The sequence below is a fragment of the Rahnella sp. ChDrAdgB13 genome, from assembly GCF_017655185.1.
Taxonomy (GTDB): Bacteria; Pseudomonadota; Gammaproteobacteria; order Enterobacterales; family Enterobacteriaceae; genus Rahnella; species Rahnella contaminans.
The window spans coordinates 204,216-219,871 of sequence record NZ_JAEMGT010000003.1 but is presented as its reverse complement, the minus strand read 5'-3'; the positions used below and the strand labels follow the sequence as shown (position 1 = coordinate 219,871).

The 15,656-nt window shown below is 53.8% G+C and carries 12 protein-coding genes and 1 pseudogene; 6 read left to right on the top strand and 7 right to left on the bottom strand.

The window, feature by feature from the left end; translation table 11 throughout:
- Positions 1-213: 213 nt before the first annotated feature.
- Positions 214-1,805 (top strand): annotated as a pseudogene (locus J8X26_RS02190) (DUF3300 domain-containing protein).
- 17 nt (positions 1,806-1,822) lie between these two features.
- Positions 1,823-2,680 carry a DUF2950 domain-containing protein gene (locus J8X26_RS02185; protein ID WP_152325198.1) on the top strand — a complete coding sequence of 286 codons (858 nt, stop codon included), beginning with the start codon at positions 1,823-1,825 and terminating at the stop codon, positions 2,678-2,680.
- Between the two features lie 65 nt (positions 2,681-2,745).
- Here the strand turns inward: J8X26_RS02185 and J8X26_RS02180 are convergent, their stop codons facing one another.
- Positions 2,746-3,747, bottom strand: coding sequence for a zinc-binding alcohol dehydrogenase family protein (locus J8X26_RS02180; protein ID WP_208950034.1), 1,002 nt, complete (start codon positions 3,745-3,747; stop codon positions 2,746-2,748).
- A 99-nt stretch (positions 3,748-3,846) separates the two neighbouring features.
- Between J8X26_RS02180 and J8X26_RS02175 the strand changes: the two genes are divergently transcribed.
- Positions 3,847-4,758, top strand: a complete 912-nt coding sequence (locus J8X26_RS02175) for a LysR family transcriptional regulator (RefSeq protein WP_152325196.1) — start codon at positions 3,847-3,849, stop codon at positions 4,756-4,758.
- Between the two features lie 60 nt (positions 4,759-4,818).
- Here the strand turns inward: J8X26_RS02175 and ettA are convergent, their stop codons facing one another.
- The 4 genes from ettA to J8X26_RS02160 all read right to left on the bottom strand — a co-directional run bounded on the left by ettA (position 4,819) and on the right by J8X26_RS02160 (position 10,479).
- Positions 4,819-6,486, bottom strand: coding sequence for an energy-dependent translational throttle protein EttA (ettA, locus tag J8X26_RS02170; RefSeq protein ID WP_208950033.1), 1,668 nt, complete (start codon positions 6,484-6,486; stop codon positions 4,819-4,821).
- Positions 6,487-6,704: 218 nt separating this feature from the next.
- Positions 6,705-6,938 (bottom strand): LuxR C-terminal-related transcriptional regulator, encoded by a 234-nt coding sequence (locus J8X26_RS27590; RefSeq protein ID WP_280118818.1) that lies wholly within the window; start codon positions 6,936-6,938, stop codon positions 6,705-6,707.
- Between the two features lie 15 nt (positions 6,939-6,953).
- Positions 6,954-7,403, bottom strand: coding sequence for a hypothetical protein (locus J8X26_RS27585; RefSeq protein WP_244370260.1), 450 nt, complete (start codon positions 7,401-7,403; stop codon positions 6,954-6,956).
- Positions 7,404-7,743: 340 nt separating this feature from the next.
- Positions 7,744-10,479, bottom strand: coding sequence for a cation-transporting P-type ATPase (locus tag J8X26_RS02160; protein ID WP_208950032.1), 2,736 nt, complete (start codon positions 10,477-10,479; stop codon positions 7,744-7,746).
- 648 nt (positions 10,480-11,127) lie between these two features.
- Between J8X26_RS02160 and sltY the strand changes: the two genes are divergently transcribed.
- Positions 11,128-13,047 carry a murein transglycosylase gene (gene sltY, locus J8X26_RS02155; RefSeq protein WP_208950044.1) on the top strand — a complete coding sequence of 640 codons (1,920 nt, stop codon included), beginning with the start codon at positions 11,128-11,130 and terminating at the stop codon, positions 13,045-13,047.
- Positions 13,048-13,103: 56 nt separating this feature from the next.
- Entirely contained in the window at positions 13,104-13,439 is a 336-nt protein-coding gene (gene trpR / locus J8X26_RS02150; RefSeq protein WP_104923402.1) for a trp operon repressor, read from the top strand.
- Between the two features lie 36 nt (positions 13,440-13,475).
- On the opposite strand, the gene yjjX is transcribed toward trpR, so the two are convergent.
- Positions 13,476-14,009: an inosine/xanthosine triphosphatase gene (yjjX, locus tag J8X26_RS02145; RefSeq protein ID WP_047609789.1), complete on the bottom strand. Its 534-nt coding sequence runs from the start codon at positions 14,007-14,009 to the stop codon at positions 13,476-13,478.
- Positions 14,010-14,060: 51 nt separating this feature from the next.
- Between yjjX and gpmB the strand changes: the two genes are divergently transcribed.
- Positions 14,061-14,708 (top strand): 2,3-diphosphoglycerate-dependent phosphoglycerate mutase GpmB, encoded by a 648-nt coding sequence (gpmB, locus tag J8X26_RS02140; protein ID WP_152325191.1) that lies wholly within the window; start codon positions 14,061-14,063, stop codon positions 14,706-14,708.
- Between the two features lie 12 nt (positions 14,709-14,720).
- Here gpmB and robA read toward each other — a convergent pair whose 3' ends face one another.
- On the bottom strand, positions 14,721-15,584 hold the full coding sequence (gene robA / locus J8X26_RS02135; protein ID WP_152325190.1) for an MDR efflux pump AcrAB transcriptional activator RobA: 864 nt from the start codon (positions 15,582-15,584) through the stop codon (positions 14,721-14,723).
- Positions 15,585-15,656: the final 72 nt, after the last annotated feature.

The following is a 15,656-nucleotide window of genomic DNA, read 5'->3' as shown; positions in this document are numbered from 1 at the left end:
TTAATTAATTCAGCTTGTAACAGCCTGAATTAAAAAGCATCGAGGTATCAATGCGTTGATGCCTTTCGTGTTAGCCGGATTTTTATTGCGCATTTTATGCGTAAATCTCATTTGCGAAATAAAAATAGAGTGGCGTCCGTTGAGTTTTATTTGTCCGATTATACTCATTCATTGTGCCTCTCATTCCGGCTGAGGCTTTTTAAGGTGATCCGAATGAATTTGTCATTCAAGCCCTGGGGTATCGCAGTCGTATGCAGCGCAGGGGCTTTTGCTCTTGCCAGCGTGATGTTCATGCAAGGCTGGTTTCCGGTGCGCAGTCAGGCCGAAACCACCGTTCAGACCGCACCACCCGCGCCCGTTGCGGCACCTGTTGTTGCCGTTCCTCCGCCTGCCACTCCCGTTACACCTCCAGCTTTTACACAAGCTCAGCTTTTACACAAGCTCAGCTTGATCAGTGGGTTGCGCCCGTAGCGCTTTATCCTGACAGCCTGCTTTCTCAGGTTCTGATGGCATCCACGTATCCGACCAACGTCATTCAGGCTGTGCAATGGTCGCGTGACCATCCGCAAAGTCAGGGTGATCCCGCCGTCAAAGCTGTGGCGAATGAACCCTGGGATCCGAGCGTGAAATCTCTGGTAGCGTTTCCGCAATTACTGGCGCTGATGGGCGAAGATCCGGCATGGGTACAAAATCTGGGAGACGCGTTTCTGGCGCAACCCGGTGACGTGATGGACACCGTACAGAAATTCCGTCAGGTCGCGCAAAAGAGCGGAGCCCTGAAAAGTACGCCGCAGCAGAAAGTCACGGTAAAACCGGCGGCGCAAAGCAGCACAACCGTGGTCAATGCTCAGCCCGCGCAGCAGACCATTATTATTGAATCCGCCGATCCGCAGGTGGTTTACGTGCCGAGCTATAACCCGAATGTCGTTTATGGCGCATGGCCGACACCGGCTTACCCGCCGGTTTATCTGCCACCGCCGCCGGGTCAGCAGTTTGTGAACGGCGTGGCGTCAGGCATCGGTTTTGGCGTTGGCGTCGCGGCAACCTACGCGATTTTCGGCAATATCGACTGGGATGATGATCATCATCACGACGATTACGACCACCATGACGATCATCACGATGACGGCCATCACGGCGGTTCGTCCAACAATTACGTCAACGTAAACGTCAATAATTACAACCGCATATCAGGTAATAACAACAACACGGTTAACCATTCAGGTTCAGCAGCGACACAGGGCTGGCAGCATAATCCGGCTTTCAACGCGGGTGTCCCGAATAACCGGGCGAACCTGAACGGAGCGACGCAAAATCAGGCACTGAATAATGTGGCGCAGCGTAATAATTATCGGGGTTTTGACGGCAACCCGGGCGCACAAAATAACCTGAGCGGGCAGACGAGGGAGCAGCGACGTCAGCAGGCCGCTTCGGTGATGAATCGCCATGAGGGCAATTTGTCGGGTGCGACGCATTCCGCGACGGGTGCCGCTTCGGCCAGCCGCGGCGCTGCGAATCTGAATAATCATCAGGCGTCCGGTCATCCGTTACCGCAGCAGCATCAGGCGTTAAACCGTCAGCAAAACGGCAACCAGAACGCCCTGCGAGGCGGAAATCAGCAACAAAGGCAGAACTTCCATCAGGCCAGTAATATGCCGCGCAGCACGGCATTCAGCGGAAATTCGAGCCGCGCGCCGTCATGGCAACAGCAGCAGGCGCGCGGTAATCAGAGCCGCCAGCAGATGCAAAACTTCCAGCACGCACGCCCGGCGAATGCGGAACCGGTTCATATTCACCGCCGCTAGGCTTACGAGGAAAAGTCATGAAGACATTACGTAACATTGTGATTTGCACCAGCCTGTTTGCCCTGCCTCTGACGGGGTTTGCGCAGCAGGCATTTTCCCGCCCGGAACAGGCGGCTCAGGCGCTGGTGAAAGCGACGCAGGCACATGACGATATGGCGCTGGGGAAAATTCTCGGCAGCGACTGGCAGGTTTATCTGCCGAAAAAAGAGGTCGACCCTGATGAAGTGGCGCGCTTTCTGCGTGACTGGAATGTCAGCCACAAAATTGTTGAGCAAGGTGATATTGCGCATCTGAACGTCGGGGAAGAAAACTGGCAACTGCCGATCCCGATGAAACGCACGGCGCAGGGCTGGGAGTTCGATATGGTGGCGGGCGCGGCAGAAATTGAAACCCGCACCATTGGTCGTAACGAGCTGTCGGCCATGCAGGCGGTTTCGGCTTACGCCGACGCACAACATGAATATCAGCTGGGCGCCGGGCAGTTTGCTCAGAAGATTATCAGCACTGACGGGCAGCACGACGGGTTGTACTGGCCGGTCAAAGAAGGCGACGCGCCAAGCCCGCTTGGGCCTGCTTTCGGTCAGGATCAGCCAGGCACCGATTATCACGGCTACTATTACCGCATTCTCACCGCGCAGGGCGGGAACGCCAGCGGCGGGGCACACAGTTACATCGAAAACGGAAAAATGACCCGGGGTTTTGCGCTCATCGCGTGGCCGGTGGTTTACGGCCATACCGGTATCACCAGTTTTATGATTAATCAGCAAGGCGATGTGTATCAGCAGGATTTAGGTGCAAACACTGATGCTGTGGCGCGGGCGTTGACGACGTTTGATCCGGACGCCAGATGGCAGAAGGTTGATGACGGCGAATAGCCGCAATGCAGGATAAAAAAGAACCCCGCCATGAAAATCGCGGGGTTTTGCTTTTGCAGAAAAGGTCAGAAAGCGACGACGACTTTGCCCTGCATATGGCCATCCAGCACTTTCGCGTGAGCTGCTTCGATGCTTTCCACGGTCAGACCGTGCAGGGTTTCGCTCAGCGTGGTGGTGACTTTGCCCTCATCCACCAGCGCGGCGACTTGCTTGAGGATCTCGCCCTGCTGCGCGATATCCGGCGTATTGAACATGCTGCGGGTATACATCAGTTCCCAGTGCAGCGCGGCGCTTTTCAGTTTCAGCTTGTTCATATCCAGTGGATGTTCGTTCTCAACGATCGTACAGATGTGGCACATTGGCGCAATCAGATCGGTAATCGCGTCCCAGTGACCGTCGGTGTCATTCAGGCAAAGAATGAAGTCCACCTGTTTGATATCGTGTTTCGCCAGCTCACCTTTCAGATCTTTGTAGCTCACGGTCAGATCGGCACCGCGATCCAGACACCACTGCGCAGATTCCGGACGCGAAGCGGTCGCAATGACTTTTACTTTGCTTTGCAGCGAAGCAAACGGGATCGCCAGCGAACCGACGCCACCGGCACCGCCGATAATTAACAGCGTTTTGTCGTCCGAAGCCTCCTGAATTTTCAGGTGTTCGAACAGCGCTTCCCAGGCCGTCAGCGTGGTCAGCGGCATTGCGGCGGCCTGCGCCCAGTTCAGGGATTTCGGTTTCACGGAAACGATGCGTGAGTCGATAAGCTGCTCGGAAGCGTTGCTGCCGGAGCGGGTGATGTCACCGGCGTACCAGACTTCGTCGCCTGCTTTGAAGTTTTTCACCGCGCTGCCCACGGCTTTCACAATCCCGCTGGCATCCCAGCCCAAAATTTTAGGCGCATCAAGGCCGCTTTTCTGCACGCCTTTATGCACTTTGGTATCGACCGGGTTAATCGAAACGGCTTTCACTTCCACCAGCAGGTCATTTTCGCCCGGCACAGGTTGTGGCAGTTCGATGGCGATAAAACGGGATGGTTCTTTTGGATTTACGGCAATCGCTTTAACAGACATAAAAATTCCTCCATTGGGTATTCAGACAGTCTAGTCCTCTGGCGGCAGCCTGATAAGATGGACAATAACTAACAAAGTGTTCGGCTGAGGTGAACAATCGTGTTTAAACAATTGCAGGATATGGCGCTGTTTGCTCTGGTCGCGGAATGCGGCAGTTTTACACAGGCGGCCAGCCGTGCCGGTTTGCCGAAATCCAGCGTCAGCCAGCGGATAAGCCAGCTGGAAAAATCCGTTGGCCTGCGGCTACTGAACCGCACCACGCGCCAGCTCAATCTGACGTTTGCCGGTGAACGCTATCTGATCCACTGTCAGGAAATGATGCAGGCCAGCGAGCGGGCGGAACTGGCGATCCGCCGGTTGCGTGATAATCCCAGCGGGCGCTTGCGCATCACCAGCCCGGCGGGGCTGGGTGCCACGCTGCTGGCGCGCATGAACGTCGAATTCCAAAAGCGTTACCCGGATGTTTCGCTGGAAGTGTCGGTGTCTGACGCGCTGGTGGATCTGGTGCAGGAAGGATTTGATATCGCGCTGCGCACCGGCAAGCCGCAGGACTCCTCGCTGATCGGCCGTGAACTGGGCCACAGCCCGCGCTATCTTCTGGCTTCGCCTGATTATCTGGCGCAGCATCCGCTGATTGAATCACCTCAGCAGTTAGCCTCGCATCACTGTATTGCGCACCGTGCATGGTCGGAATGGGTGCTGCATCGCGGCGAAACTTATCATCGCTGGCTGCTGCCTTCGGCGCATACCACTGACAATCTGCTGTATGCGCGGGAATGCGCGCTGGCGGGCGCGGGCATCACGTTGTTACCAGCATTTTTGTGCCATGACGAAGTGGCCGCCGGTACGCTGGTGCGAGTGTTGCCGGAGTGGGAAGCGGAAGGCAACGATCTGTTTCTGGTGTATCCGGGGCGGAAACTGAATTCTCCGGCGCTGGCGTGTTTTATTGATTTTATGCTGGAAGAATACGGCTTTGCGAAGAGTTACAGCGAAGCGCTGGCGGGGGAATAAAGGGTATCCGGCGCATAAAAAAAGGCCCGTCGCCGGGCCTTCGTTCGTTCATAAAGACGATTACTTGATCATCTTTTTGTACTTGATGCGCTTCGGCTCTAACGCTTCCGCACCTAAAGTACGTTTTTTGTATTCTTCGTATTCGGTGAAGTTACCTTCGAAGAATTCGACTTTACCTTCATCCTTATAATCAAGGATGTGGGTCGCGATGCGGTCGAGGAACCAGCGGTCATGGGAAATGACCATGGCGCAGCCCGGGAATTCCAGCAAGGCGTTTTCCAGTGCGCGCAGGGTTTCGATGTCGAGGTCGTTGGTCGGTTCATCGAGCAGCAGCATGTTACCGCCCACCTGCAGCAGTTTTGCCAGATGCAGACGACCGCGCTCACCACCGGACAACTCGCCGACGCGTTTGCCCTGATCAACCCCTTTGAAGTTGAAACGGCCCACGTACGCGCGGCTTGGCATTTCGGTCGTGCCGATACGCATGATGTCCTGACCACCGGACACTTCTTCCCACACGGTTTTGCTGTTATCCATTGAGTCACGGAACTGATCAACGGACGCCAGTTTCACAGTGTCGCCCAGCTCAATCGTGCCGCTGTTTGCTTCTTCCTGACCGGACATCATGCGGAACAGTGTGGATTTACCGGCACCGTTCGGGCCGATAATGCCGACGATAGCGCCTTTCGGTACGGAGAAGGACAGGTCGTCAATCAGAACGCGATCACCATAAGATTTGCTCAGGTTCTTCACTTCAACGACTTTGTCGCCCAGACGTGGACCCGGTGGAATGAACAATTCGTTGGTTTCGTTACGTTTCTGGTATTCGGTGTTGTTCAGTTCTTCGAAGCGAGCCAGACGGGCCTTGCCTTTAGACTGACGGCCTTTCGCGCCCTGACGAACCCATTCCAGCTCTTTCTCAATAGATTTACGACGGGCCGCTTCGGAAGAAGCTTCCTGCGCCAGACGTTCATCTTTTTGTTCCAGCCAGGTGGAATAGTTACCTTCCCACGGAATACCTTCGCCGCGGTCAAGCTCAAGGATCCAACCGGCAACGTTATCGAGGAAGTAACGGTCGTGGGTAATCGCCACAACGGTCCCTTCGAAATCGTGCAGGAAGCGTTCCAGCCATGCTACGGATTCCGCATCCAGGTGGTTGGTCGGTTCGTCGAGCAGCAGCATGTCAGGTTTTTCGAGCAGCAGACGGCATAGCGCCACGCGGCGGCGTTCACCCCCGGACAGGGTCGCGACTTTCGCATCCCAGTCTGGCAGACGCAGCGCATCGGCAGCACGTTCCAGCTGGCTGTTCAGGTTATGGCCGTCGTGTGCCTGAATGATTTCTTCCAGCTTGCCCTGTTCGGCGGCCAGTTTGTCGAAATCGGCTTCCGGCTCAGCGTACAGCGCATAAACTTCATCAAGGCGTTTGAGTGCGCCCACAACTTCAGAAACGGCTTCTTCCACGGACTCACGCACAGTGTGTTCCATGTTCAGTTGCGGTTCCTGCGGCAGATAACCAATTTTCAGATCAGGCTGCGGGCGCGCTTCGCCTTCGATATCGGTATCGATACCGGCCATGATGCGCAGAAGGGTAGATTTACCTGAACCGTTCAGACCCAGAACGCCGATTTTGGCGCCGGGGAAGAAACTCAGGGAGATGTTCTTAAGAATATGACGCTTCGGCGGAACAACTTTGCCGAGGCGGTGCATGGAATATACGTATTGAGCCACGTTGTTTTGAGCCTCTTTCTCTGCGGGCCGCGCGCATGAGCCGAATCATTGAGACTGATCCGGCGGGCGCAGCGGCGAATTAAAGCCAGCCCCGCCTGACTGCGGCATGACTGATAAGGGTTCCGACCGGGAAGTTTAGCGTGTTTCAGTCGTGTTCCCAACCATCAGCTTCACAGTAAGGGAAGAATGTTGCTGGCCGGATGCAGGGGCGTTAACGGTTAGCCGAAAGGAACGCTGAATTCGTCCGGCTCGCCGGTGAGGCGGATAGGCTGGGTTCTGCCGACAAACATTCCTGTGGTCAAAATATATGTGAGCTTAACGACATGATAAATAGCCTGTTTATTTTGGGTTTTGACTTTGCGCTTAATGTTGCCTTTGTGAGACGCCACCGTTTTCTGCTTGATGTTCAGGTGCTGGGAAATATTTTGCGTGTTCAACCCAGACATCCACATTTTCAGAATGCTTGACTAGGTACGGCTCAGGCTGACCGGCGTGAGATCCAGCGGTTGCTCCGTTTCAACTTCAGGCTCTGCTTCTGTGAAGCGTGACAGTTGCAGATTATGCGCGATCAGCTGGTAAATCGTGGTGGTGCGAATCGATTTCGAAATGATGATGATGTTTTTCCGGATCGGTACATAGTTCTGATAATTCAGGTTTTCTTTGGAAATAAAAACAAAGAACAGCGTACCGGGATGCGCGTTGATCACTTCCCTTAACGCGTGACCAGACTGTGCATCGGTGACGAAGCAGTCTTCGTTTACAAAGATGATTTCAGGCCTCAGGGAATTGCATGCGGCTTGCAGTGCGTTGATGTCCTTAAGCGAAAGAATATCTTTCTGGTGTTGTCCGTTAAGTTGCAAGAGTGAATGCAATGCCAGCTGCGTGTAAAAGCACTTATCTACAATGAGCGATGACATCGTAAGTTACCTATTTTTTGGCTCTATGTTTTTCTGCAAGCGCAGAGAGCTCGTTTTTATAAATCGACCGGTTTATTCAACGCAGCCGTACTGCGATGGGGGCGTATCCCTGGAAATTGCCGTTTGGCGGCAAAATATGACTTTGCTGTGTGACGGGAGAACCCTTAGGCAGAGTAATAAAGCGGGGAAGGATTGATGTAAATCAGCAGAACCGGCTTTGGGACGTTTTGTGAGATCTTTGAGACGAAATGAGGGCGATGCGCGTTAAAGTTTTAGAATTGTGAGGTTTTTATTGAAAAAAACCGGGCTACAGAAAGTAGCCCGGTAAGCGGGAAACTCGCTACGCTTTTTTACGAATGAAGCGGTTAACCAGCCATTTCTCGATTTCGACAATCACGAAGATCATCGCACCGACCAGCAGGGTAATGCCCCAGAATTTCAGCGGCAGCGGTACGGTGCCAAACAGTTGGTTCATCACTGGCAGATAAATCAGTGCCAGTTGCAGCACCAGCAGCACGCCGGAGACAATCCACAGACCTTTGTTGACGAACACTTCGCGGCTCAGCGGGAAGCGGTCCATCACGCGGCAGTTAAACATGTAAACCCACTGCGCGGTGACCAGCGTTTGCAGCAAGACAGTACGAATCAAATCGCTGCTGTAGCCGAGCGGTTGCATCCAGGCTTCAAGAATGAAGGCGCTACAGGCAATCAGAATACCGACGAAAGCGATACGCCAGACGGCGTGCAGGTCTAACACGTGCTGACCCGGCTCACGCGGACGGCGGCGCATCATGCCTTTCTCGGCAGGTTCAAAGGCCAGACCGAATGACAGCGTGGTTGACGTTGCCATGTTCATCCACAAGATTTGCACCGGCGTCAGCGGGATCACCGCACCGGCCAGAATCGCCAGGATAATCAGCAGCCCCTGCGCGAGGTTAGTCGGCAGAATAAACAGAATGGTTTTCTTCAGATTGTCGTAAACACGACGGCCTTCTTTCACCGCACTGGCGATGGTCGCGAAGTTGTCATCCGTCAGCACCATATCGGCGGCTTCTTTGGTAACTTCGGTGCCTTTGATGCCCATCGCGATGCCGACATCAGCCTGTTTCAGCGCAGGCGCATCGTTCACGCCGTCGCCGGTCATGCCGACCACTTCACCGTTTTCCTGCAACGCTTTCACCAGACGCAGCTTATTCTCCGGGCTGGTACGGGCGAAAATATCGTACTGGCTGGCAGCGACCGCCAGTTCGGCGTCGTCCATGTGCTCAAGCTCGTTGCCGGTGATGGAATCCCCGCTGTTGCCAATACCTAACATTTTGCCGATGGCCATCGCCGTTTCCTGATGGTCGCCGGTGATCATCTTCACGCGGATCCCGGCCTGCTGACATTGCGCAATCGCATCAATGGCTTCCGGACGTGGCGGATCCATCATTCCGGCGATACCGGCGAAGACCAGGCCTTGCTGCAAATCGTCGTGGCTCAGATCACCGTTGATTTCCGGCTCATCCCTGAACGCGGCGGCAACCATACGCAGGCCCTGACGGGCGTAGCGCGCCATCTCTTCTTCCCAGTATTCGCGGCGGAAAGGCTGTACACCGTTTTCGGTCAGCTCAAATGTCGCCAGCGAGAACAGGACGTCTGGCGCACCGGTCACAAAGAGCTGCGTTTTGCCGTCAATGCGCTGCAACGTCGACATGTATTTGTGTTTGGAATCGAACGGGATTTTATCCAGAGATTCGATTTTACCGGTGTTCAGTGTGCATTTCGCCGCCAGCACTTTCAGCGCGCCGGAGGTCGGCCCGCCGGTAATGCCCCAGTGGCCTTTGTCGTCCTGAATCAGCTGGCTGTCGTTACATAAATCGACCGCCGTGATGAAGGTGTTCAGCACCGGCGTATTGATGACATCAATTTGCTGCTGCGTCGTGGCGTCCACAATCCGGCCTCTCGGCTGGTAGCTTTCACCTTCCACGTTATAAGCGCGGTCTGCCAGAATCACCGCCTTAACGGTCATTTCATTCATGGTCAGCGTGCCGGTTTTATCCGAGCAGATGACGGTCATTGAACCCAGCGTTTCGACGGTCGGCAGCTTACGGATAATCGCGTGATTACGCGCCATCGACTGAACGCCGAGGGACAGAATAATCGAGATGATGGCCGGTAAGCCTTCCGGCACGGAAGCCACGGCGAGGCTTATCAGCGACAGCAACAGTTCGCCGAGCGGCATGTCGCGCAGGATAAAGGCGAAGACAAACAGGAACGCCATCATCAGCAAAATCAGGGCAAAAATGCCTTTACCCAGCTTGTCGATTTGCTGCAACAACGGGGTGCGCTGCGGTTCAATCGACGACATCATCTGGTTGATATGGCCCAGTTCGGTGTCTTTACCGGTGGCATACACCACGCCGGTAGCCGTTCCGCCGCTGATCATCGTGCCCGAGAACAGCAGATTGTGACGGTCGCCAATCATGACTTCATCGTCGATAGTACGGGCTGTTTTGGTGACGACGGTAGATTCGCCGGTCAGGATGGCTTCCTCAACCTGCAGGTTGTGTGCGCTGACGATACGCAGGTCTGCCGGGATTTTATCGCCCGGACGCAGCTGAACGATATCGCCGGGTACCAGTTGATCGGCATTGATGGTCTGAATCTGTCCGTCGCGGATCACAACCGCCTGACTGGACAGCATATTCTGAATGCTTTTCAGCGATTTCTCGGCGCTGTTTTCTTGCAGAAAACCGATCATGGCGTTAATGACAGCAACGCCGAGGATCACCAGCGTGTCCACCCAGTGGCCCATCGCACCGGTTACAACCGCTGCCGCGAGCAGGATGTAAATCAGGACGTCATTAAAATGCGCCAGGAAACGCATCAGGGCGCTTTTGGTTGGTTTTTCCGGTAAGGCATTTGGACCAAATTCTTTCAGGCGCTCAGCGGCAACCTGCGGGTTCAGGCCGGCTTCGCTGGTTTCCAGACGCGACATGGCGTCGTTACTACTAATCTGATACCAGTTTTTGTTTTCTGCCGCCGCTGAAGAAGAAGGGCTGGCATTGGTTTTGACAGATGATGAGTGAGTCATATACTTTTCCATAAGCGATGAATAAGAATGCTTGCACGTGATGAAATTAAGCGTGTAATTACTACGGGTATTCAAATCGGTTTGAGAATATGGCGTGATAATAATTAATTACGCGAAAATAAAATTGATCTGAACCAATAAAGACTTTTATAACGATATCAATAATAAAATTTTCCAATGAAAACATTATTTTAATCGAATTAGGAATATCGGTATTATTTGCTACTCATTTAGGTTTTGTTTAGGGTTTTAATATCACGGTAAATTAGCGTAAATAAAGATAAATTTTGTCAGTGTGTTTGTTCAGATTCTCATTGTAAGGGTACTATCTATTTGGGATCTCTCAAATATCCGACCATTATCGCGGTAATAATATAGCCATTTGCGCTTATTCATCTGCTACGTTGTGTTACGTAAAATAAGCGCGCGGTTCTCTGGTAACGGCTTTGCGCATGCCTCACACTGTGTAAAGTTTGTGATGCGCTTCCCGCATGACTTCAATTTTCAAAATGAATCGATTAGCGTAGTGACTGTCTACAGAACGAAGAACAGTTCTTACATCAAAAACAGCAGGTCTGTAGGGCAATATCTGTGCGGCTGGCACAGAAGGAAAGACAACCCGTGAGGATAAAGGCAAGTATGGTCAAGGTGGACAAATGGCACGCTCTGGCAATGAGCGTATTGCTGGTGACAGCATCGGGCGTGGCGAAAGCGGATTCGCTGGATTCGCAACGTCAGCACTACATGCAGATTAAACAGGCGTGGGATAATAATCAGATGGACGTCGTTGGCCAGCTGATGCCGACGCTCGAAGATTATCCTCTTTATCCTTATCTCGAATACCGCCAGCTGACGCAGGATCTGGGCGAGGCGACACCGGCTCAGGTGAATGCCTTTGTGAAAGCGAACCCGACCTTGCCGCCGGCGCGTTCCCTGCCAGCACGCTTTGTGAATGAACTGGCGCGCCGTCAGGACTGGAACAGTTTGTTGTCTTTCAGCCCGCAGCCGCCGAAGCCGGTCGCCGCCCGCTGTAACTATTACTATGCAAAATGGGCCACCGGCGATCAGAAAACTGCGTTTGATGGCGCGAAAGATATCTGGTTAACCGGCACGTCGCTGCCGAATACCTGCGACAAATTATTCTCAGTCTGGCAGGGCGCAGGCAATCAGACTGCCCTGACGACGCTGCAACGTATTGGTCTGGCGATGAAAGCCGGGAATACCAGTCTGGTGAGTTATCTGGCGAAACAGTTGCCACCGGATTATCAGACGATGCGCGACGCACTGGTCGATCTGCAAAACAACCCGAATACGATTGAAAGCTTTGCGCGTAACGTAGGGCCGACCGATTTCACCCGTAACGCCACCAGCATTACGTTCGCCCGCATTGCCCGCGATGATTCGGAAAACGCGCGTTCGATGATCCCGGTTCTGGCGCGTTTGCAGAAGATGAGTGACAGCGATCGTCTGGAACTGGAAGAAGCCGTTGCCTGGCGTTATATGGGTAGCGATGCCACGCCGGAACAGGCCGCATGGCGCGATAACGTGATTCTGCGCAGCCATTCCACCCCGCTGGTTGAACGTCGCATCCGTATGGCGCTGGCCGCCGGTGACCGTCAGGGGTTGAGTCAGTGGCTGGAGCGTTTGCCTTCGGACGCTTTGCAGCAGGACGAATGGCAATACTGGCGTGCGTCGGTCATGATCGACAAAGGGCAACGCTCGCAGGGTGAAGCCATGCTGCGCACATTAATGCAGGGGCGCGGTTTCTATCCGATGGCGGCGGCGCAAAAGCTGAATGTCGCGTATCCGATGCAGATTTCTGTGGCGACAAAACCGGATGCCAGCATAGCGGCATTGCCGGAAGTGGCCCGTGTACGTGAACTGATGTACTGGCAGATGGACAATCTGGCGCGCACCGAATGGAGCTATCTGGTGAGCAGCCGCAGTACAGTGCAGCAATCCGCGCTGGCGCGTTATGCCTTCGAGCAAAAATGGCCGGACCTGAGCGTACAGGCCACGATAACCGGCAAGCTGTGGGATTATCTCGAAGAACGTTTCCCGCTGGCATGGCCGGATGAATTCCGCCGTGCGACCAATGATAAAGGCATTACCCAAAGTTACGCGATGGCGATTGCCCGTCAGGAAAGTGCATGGAATCCGAAAGCGCGTTCTCCGGTGGGCGCGGCGGGCCTGATGCAGGTTATGCCTGCGACGGCGCAGCATACGGTGGATATGTTCGGTTTGCAGGGTTACAGCAATCCGGCGCAGTTGCTGGATCCGCAGATGAATATCACCATCGGCACCAGCTATCTTGAATACGTCTACCAGATGTTTGGCCGCAACCGTATTTTATCCAGCGCCGCCTATAACGCCGGTCCGTCGCGTGTGAACACCTGGCTGGGAACCAGCGCGGGCAGGGTGGACTCCGTCGCATTTATCGAAAGTATCCCTTTCTCTGAAACGCGCCGATATGTTAAAAATGTGTTGGCATATGATGCGTTTTATCGCTATTTTTTACATCAACCGGCCAAAATTTTGACGGATGCCGAATGGCAGAGGCGTTACTGATTTTCGGGCGTTTATGTTAAGCTGCTGTACTAGTTCAATAGTATGGCAGCCCTCACATGACGCAACGAACACTCACTGACCCTGCTCTTTCCCAACAAGGCAATGAGGACTGGCAGTGCTTTCTGGCACTGCTACAGCAATCTTTTGCTGAAAATCTGCATCAGGATTTGTTGCAACTGCTTCTGACGCCCGACGAACGAGCGGCGCTGGGGACGCGGGTGCGCATTATTCAGGAACTGATGCGGGGAGAAATGAGCCAGCGGGAGTTGAAAAGCCAGCTGGGTGCCGGTATCGCGACGATAACCCGGGGTTCCAACGGCCTGAAAACGGCACCGGCGGAACTGAAGGAATGGTTAGGAGAGCAGTTACTGTCAGAAAAAACGGACGACTGATGCGTCCGTTTTCGTTTTAATTTCAGGTTTCAAAACTCAGTGCGTCTGCGCGCGAGTCTGATACACCGGATTATGGAACGGCGCTAAAGCCAGAACCAGCGCCTGATGATAAACGCTGGTGCGCGTCAGTTTACCCGCCGTAAAAATGCCAATCGCGCCGCCTTTACGTTTAACTTCCGCAATACCGGTCAGCTTCTCCATCTCATCTCCCAATTCGCTGCCCTGATTGATTCCCTGTAAAATAATTTCAGGTAACATCAGGCTCGCAGAACGGGATTCGCCGCGCTGGTGCATATTCTCAATCACCATCCAGGCGAACGTCATATTGTCTTCGATACCGGCTTCCACGCCGACCCAGAAGTCCGCTTCCGGGCGAACCTGACGCGCACCAATGACGCGATGACGCGCACCGGTACGGGTTTCATTACTGCCGATGGGCTGATTTGGAACACCACTATCGACGTCAACGCCTTCAATGCGAAACGCCTCAGCGCCGAAAATGTCTTCAAAAGCCATGGCGATAGCTTTGATCTTTGCCGGGTTAGTGGTTGCAGCGACAACATGGTACATAGAGTTCTGGCATCCTTTAGCAAATTTCACGCAGTATAACGGAAAACACACATGTTACAGGTATATCTCGTCCGTCACGGCGAAACAGAATGGAACGCAGCGCGTCGTATTCAGGGGCAGTCAGACAGCCCTCTGACGGCTAAAGGTCTTTATCAGGCCCGTCAGGTTGCTGAGCGCGTGCGCAACGAAGGGATCACTCACGTTATCACCAGTGATTTAGGGCGTACCCGTCACACCGCGCAGATTATCGCTGATGCTTGCGGCTGTGAAGTGATCAATGAGCCGCGTCTGCGCGAGTTGCATATGGGCGTGCTGGAAGAGCGCGTTCTGGATGGCCTGACCGGGCAGGAAGAAATCTGGCGTAAGCAGATGGTTGATGGCTCACCGCAAGGGCGTATTCCGGAAGGCGAAACCATGACGGAGCTGGCGGCGCGTATGCGTGCTGCGCTCGATAGCTGTCTGCAACTGCCGCCGGGCAGCAAACCTCTGCTGGTCAGCCACGGCATTGCGCTGGGATGTCTGATCAGTACGATTCTGGGATTGCCTGCATATGCGGAACGTCGTCTTCGTCTGCGTAACTGTTCATTGTCGCGCGTGGATCATCAGCAAAGTGCGTGGCTGGCGAATGGCTGGATTGTGGAAACGGCGGGCGATGTATCACATCTGGATCTGCCCGCGTTAGACGAGTTACAACGCTAACGCCTGGAGGCGTTAGCGGCGGATTGGGATCAGGTAATCACACTGTATTTCTAATGGTGCAGTGCCGGGAGCACGGCCATTAGTGTAGAAGCGTTCGATATCCTGTCCCTTTCTGCGGGTCAGTTTCAGCGTTGGCAGGCAGGTGCTGTACAACGTCAGAATAAACTCCTGCAAATGCTCAGGCGTGCCATTGTAGTGGAACATGGCATATTCACCTTCCTGCAACACAATCGGCTGACCTTCAACATTTTCCGGCAGATGCCCAGGCTCAAGCGCGGTCGTGTAAAGGACTTCCTGTTCGTCATCTTTTTCCTGGCTTGGACGCGAATGGTGCAGGCCATAAAGTATCGGTGGCAGCGTTTTCGCTTCACCAATATATTGACGCCAGAAATGGCGGCGCATTTCGTTACGGTACGTGGTGATTTGTTCCAGGGTACAGGCGTAACTTTGCGTCATACCGATCAGATGCTGTTCAGGCAGCGCGATATATTCCGGCTGAGGCAGAATAAACGCACCCAGGCGAATTGGCGGGCAGATCCCGAAAGAATGCCAGTCTTCAGCACGGCGGTACAGCGCCGGAGTTTGAGCAAATTGCTTTTTGAATGCCCGTGTAAACGTTTGTTGAGAGTCAAAACGGTACTGAAGGGCGATATCTAAAATGGGGCGACTGGTGAGGCGTAAAGCGACGGCGGCTTTAGAAAGACGACGCGCGCGAATATAAGCACCGATTGCATTGTTTGTGACATCTTTAAACATCCGCTGCAGGTGCCACTTGGAATAGCCGGCCTTGGCTGCGACATTGTCGAGTGACAAGGGCTGGTCTAAATGGGTTTCTAACCAGCTAAGAAGGTCACGAATGATTCCTGCTTGATCCATAGATCGTCCTCGTTGAGCTAAGATAATTCACAGAATGTTGCGCGCATAATAGCAACTTTTTACTGATAAGAC

What these genes read in the sequence shown, in the direction of transcription:
- J8X26_RS02185 (WP_152325198.1), top strand. Translation starts at nt 1,823, where the DNA reads ATGAAGACATTACGTAACATTGTGATTTGCACCAGCCTGTTTGCCCTG.
- J8X26_RS02180 (WP_208950034.1), bottom strand. Translation starts at nt 3,747, where the DNA reads ATGTCTGTTAAAGCGATTGCCGTAAATCCAAAAGAACCATCCCGTTTT.
- J8X26_RS27590 (WP_280118818.1), bottom strand. Translation starts at nt 6,938, where the DNA reads ATGTGGATGTCTGGGTTGAACACGCAAAATATTTCCCAGCACCTGAAC.
- J8X26_RS27585 (WP_244370260.1), bottom strand. Translation starts at nt 7,403, where the DNA reads ATGTCATCGCTCATTGTAGATAAGTGCTTTTACACGCAGCTGGCATTG.
- J8X26_RS02160 (WP_208950032.1), bottom strand. Translation starts at nt 10,479, where the DNA reads ATGACTCACTCATCATCTGTCAAAACCAATGCCAGCCCTTCTTCTTCA.
- trpR (WP_104923402.1), top strand. Translation starts at nt 13,104, where the DNA reads ATGACGCAACGAACACTCACTGACCCTGCTCTTTCCCAACAAGGCAAT.
- yjjX (WP_047609789.1), bottom strand. Translation starts at nt 14,009, where the DNA reads ATGTACCATGTTGTCGCTGCAACCACTAACCCGGCAAAGATCAAAGCT.
- gpmB (WP_152325191.1), top strand. Translation starts at nt 14,061, where the DNA reads ATGTTACAGGTATATCTCGTCCGTCACGGCGAAACAGAATGGAACGCA.
- robA (WP_152325190.1), bottom strand. Translation starts at nt 15,584, where the DNA reads ATGGATCAAGCAGGAATCATTCGTGACCTTCTTAGCTGGTTAGAAACC.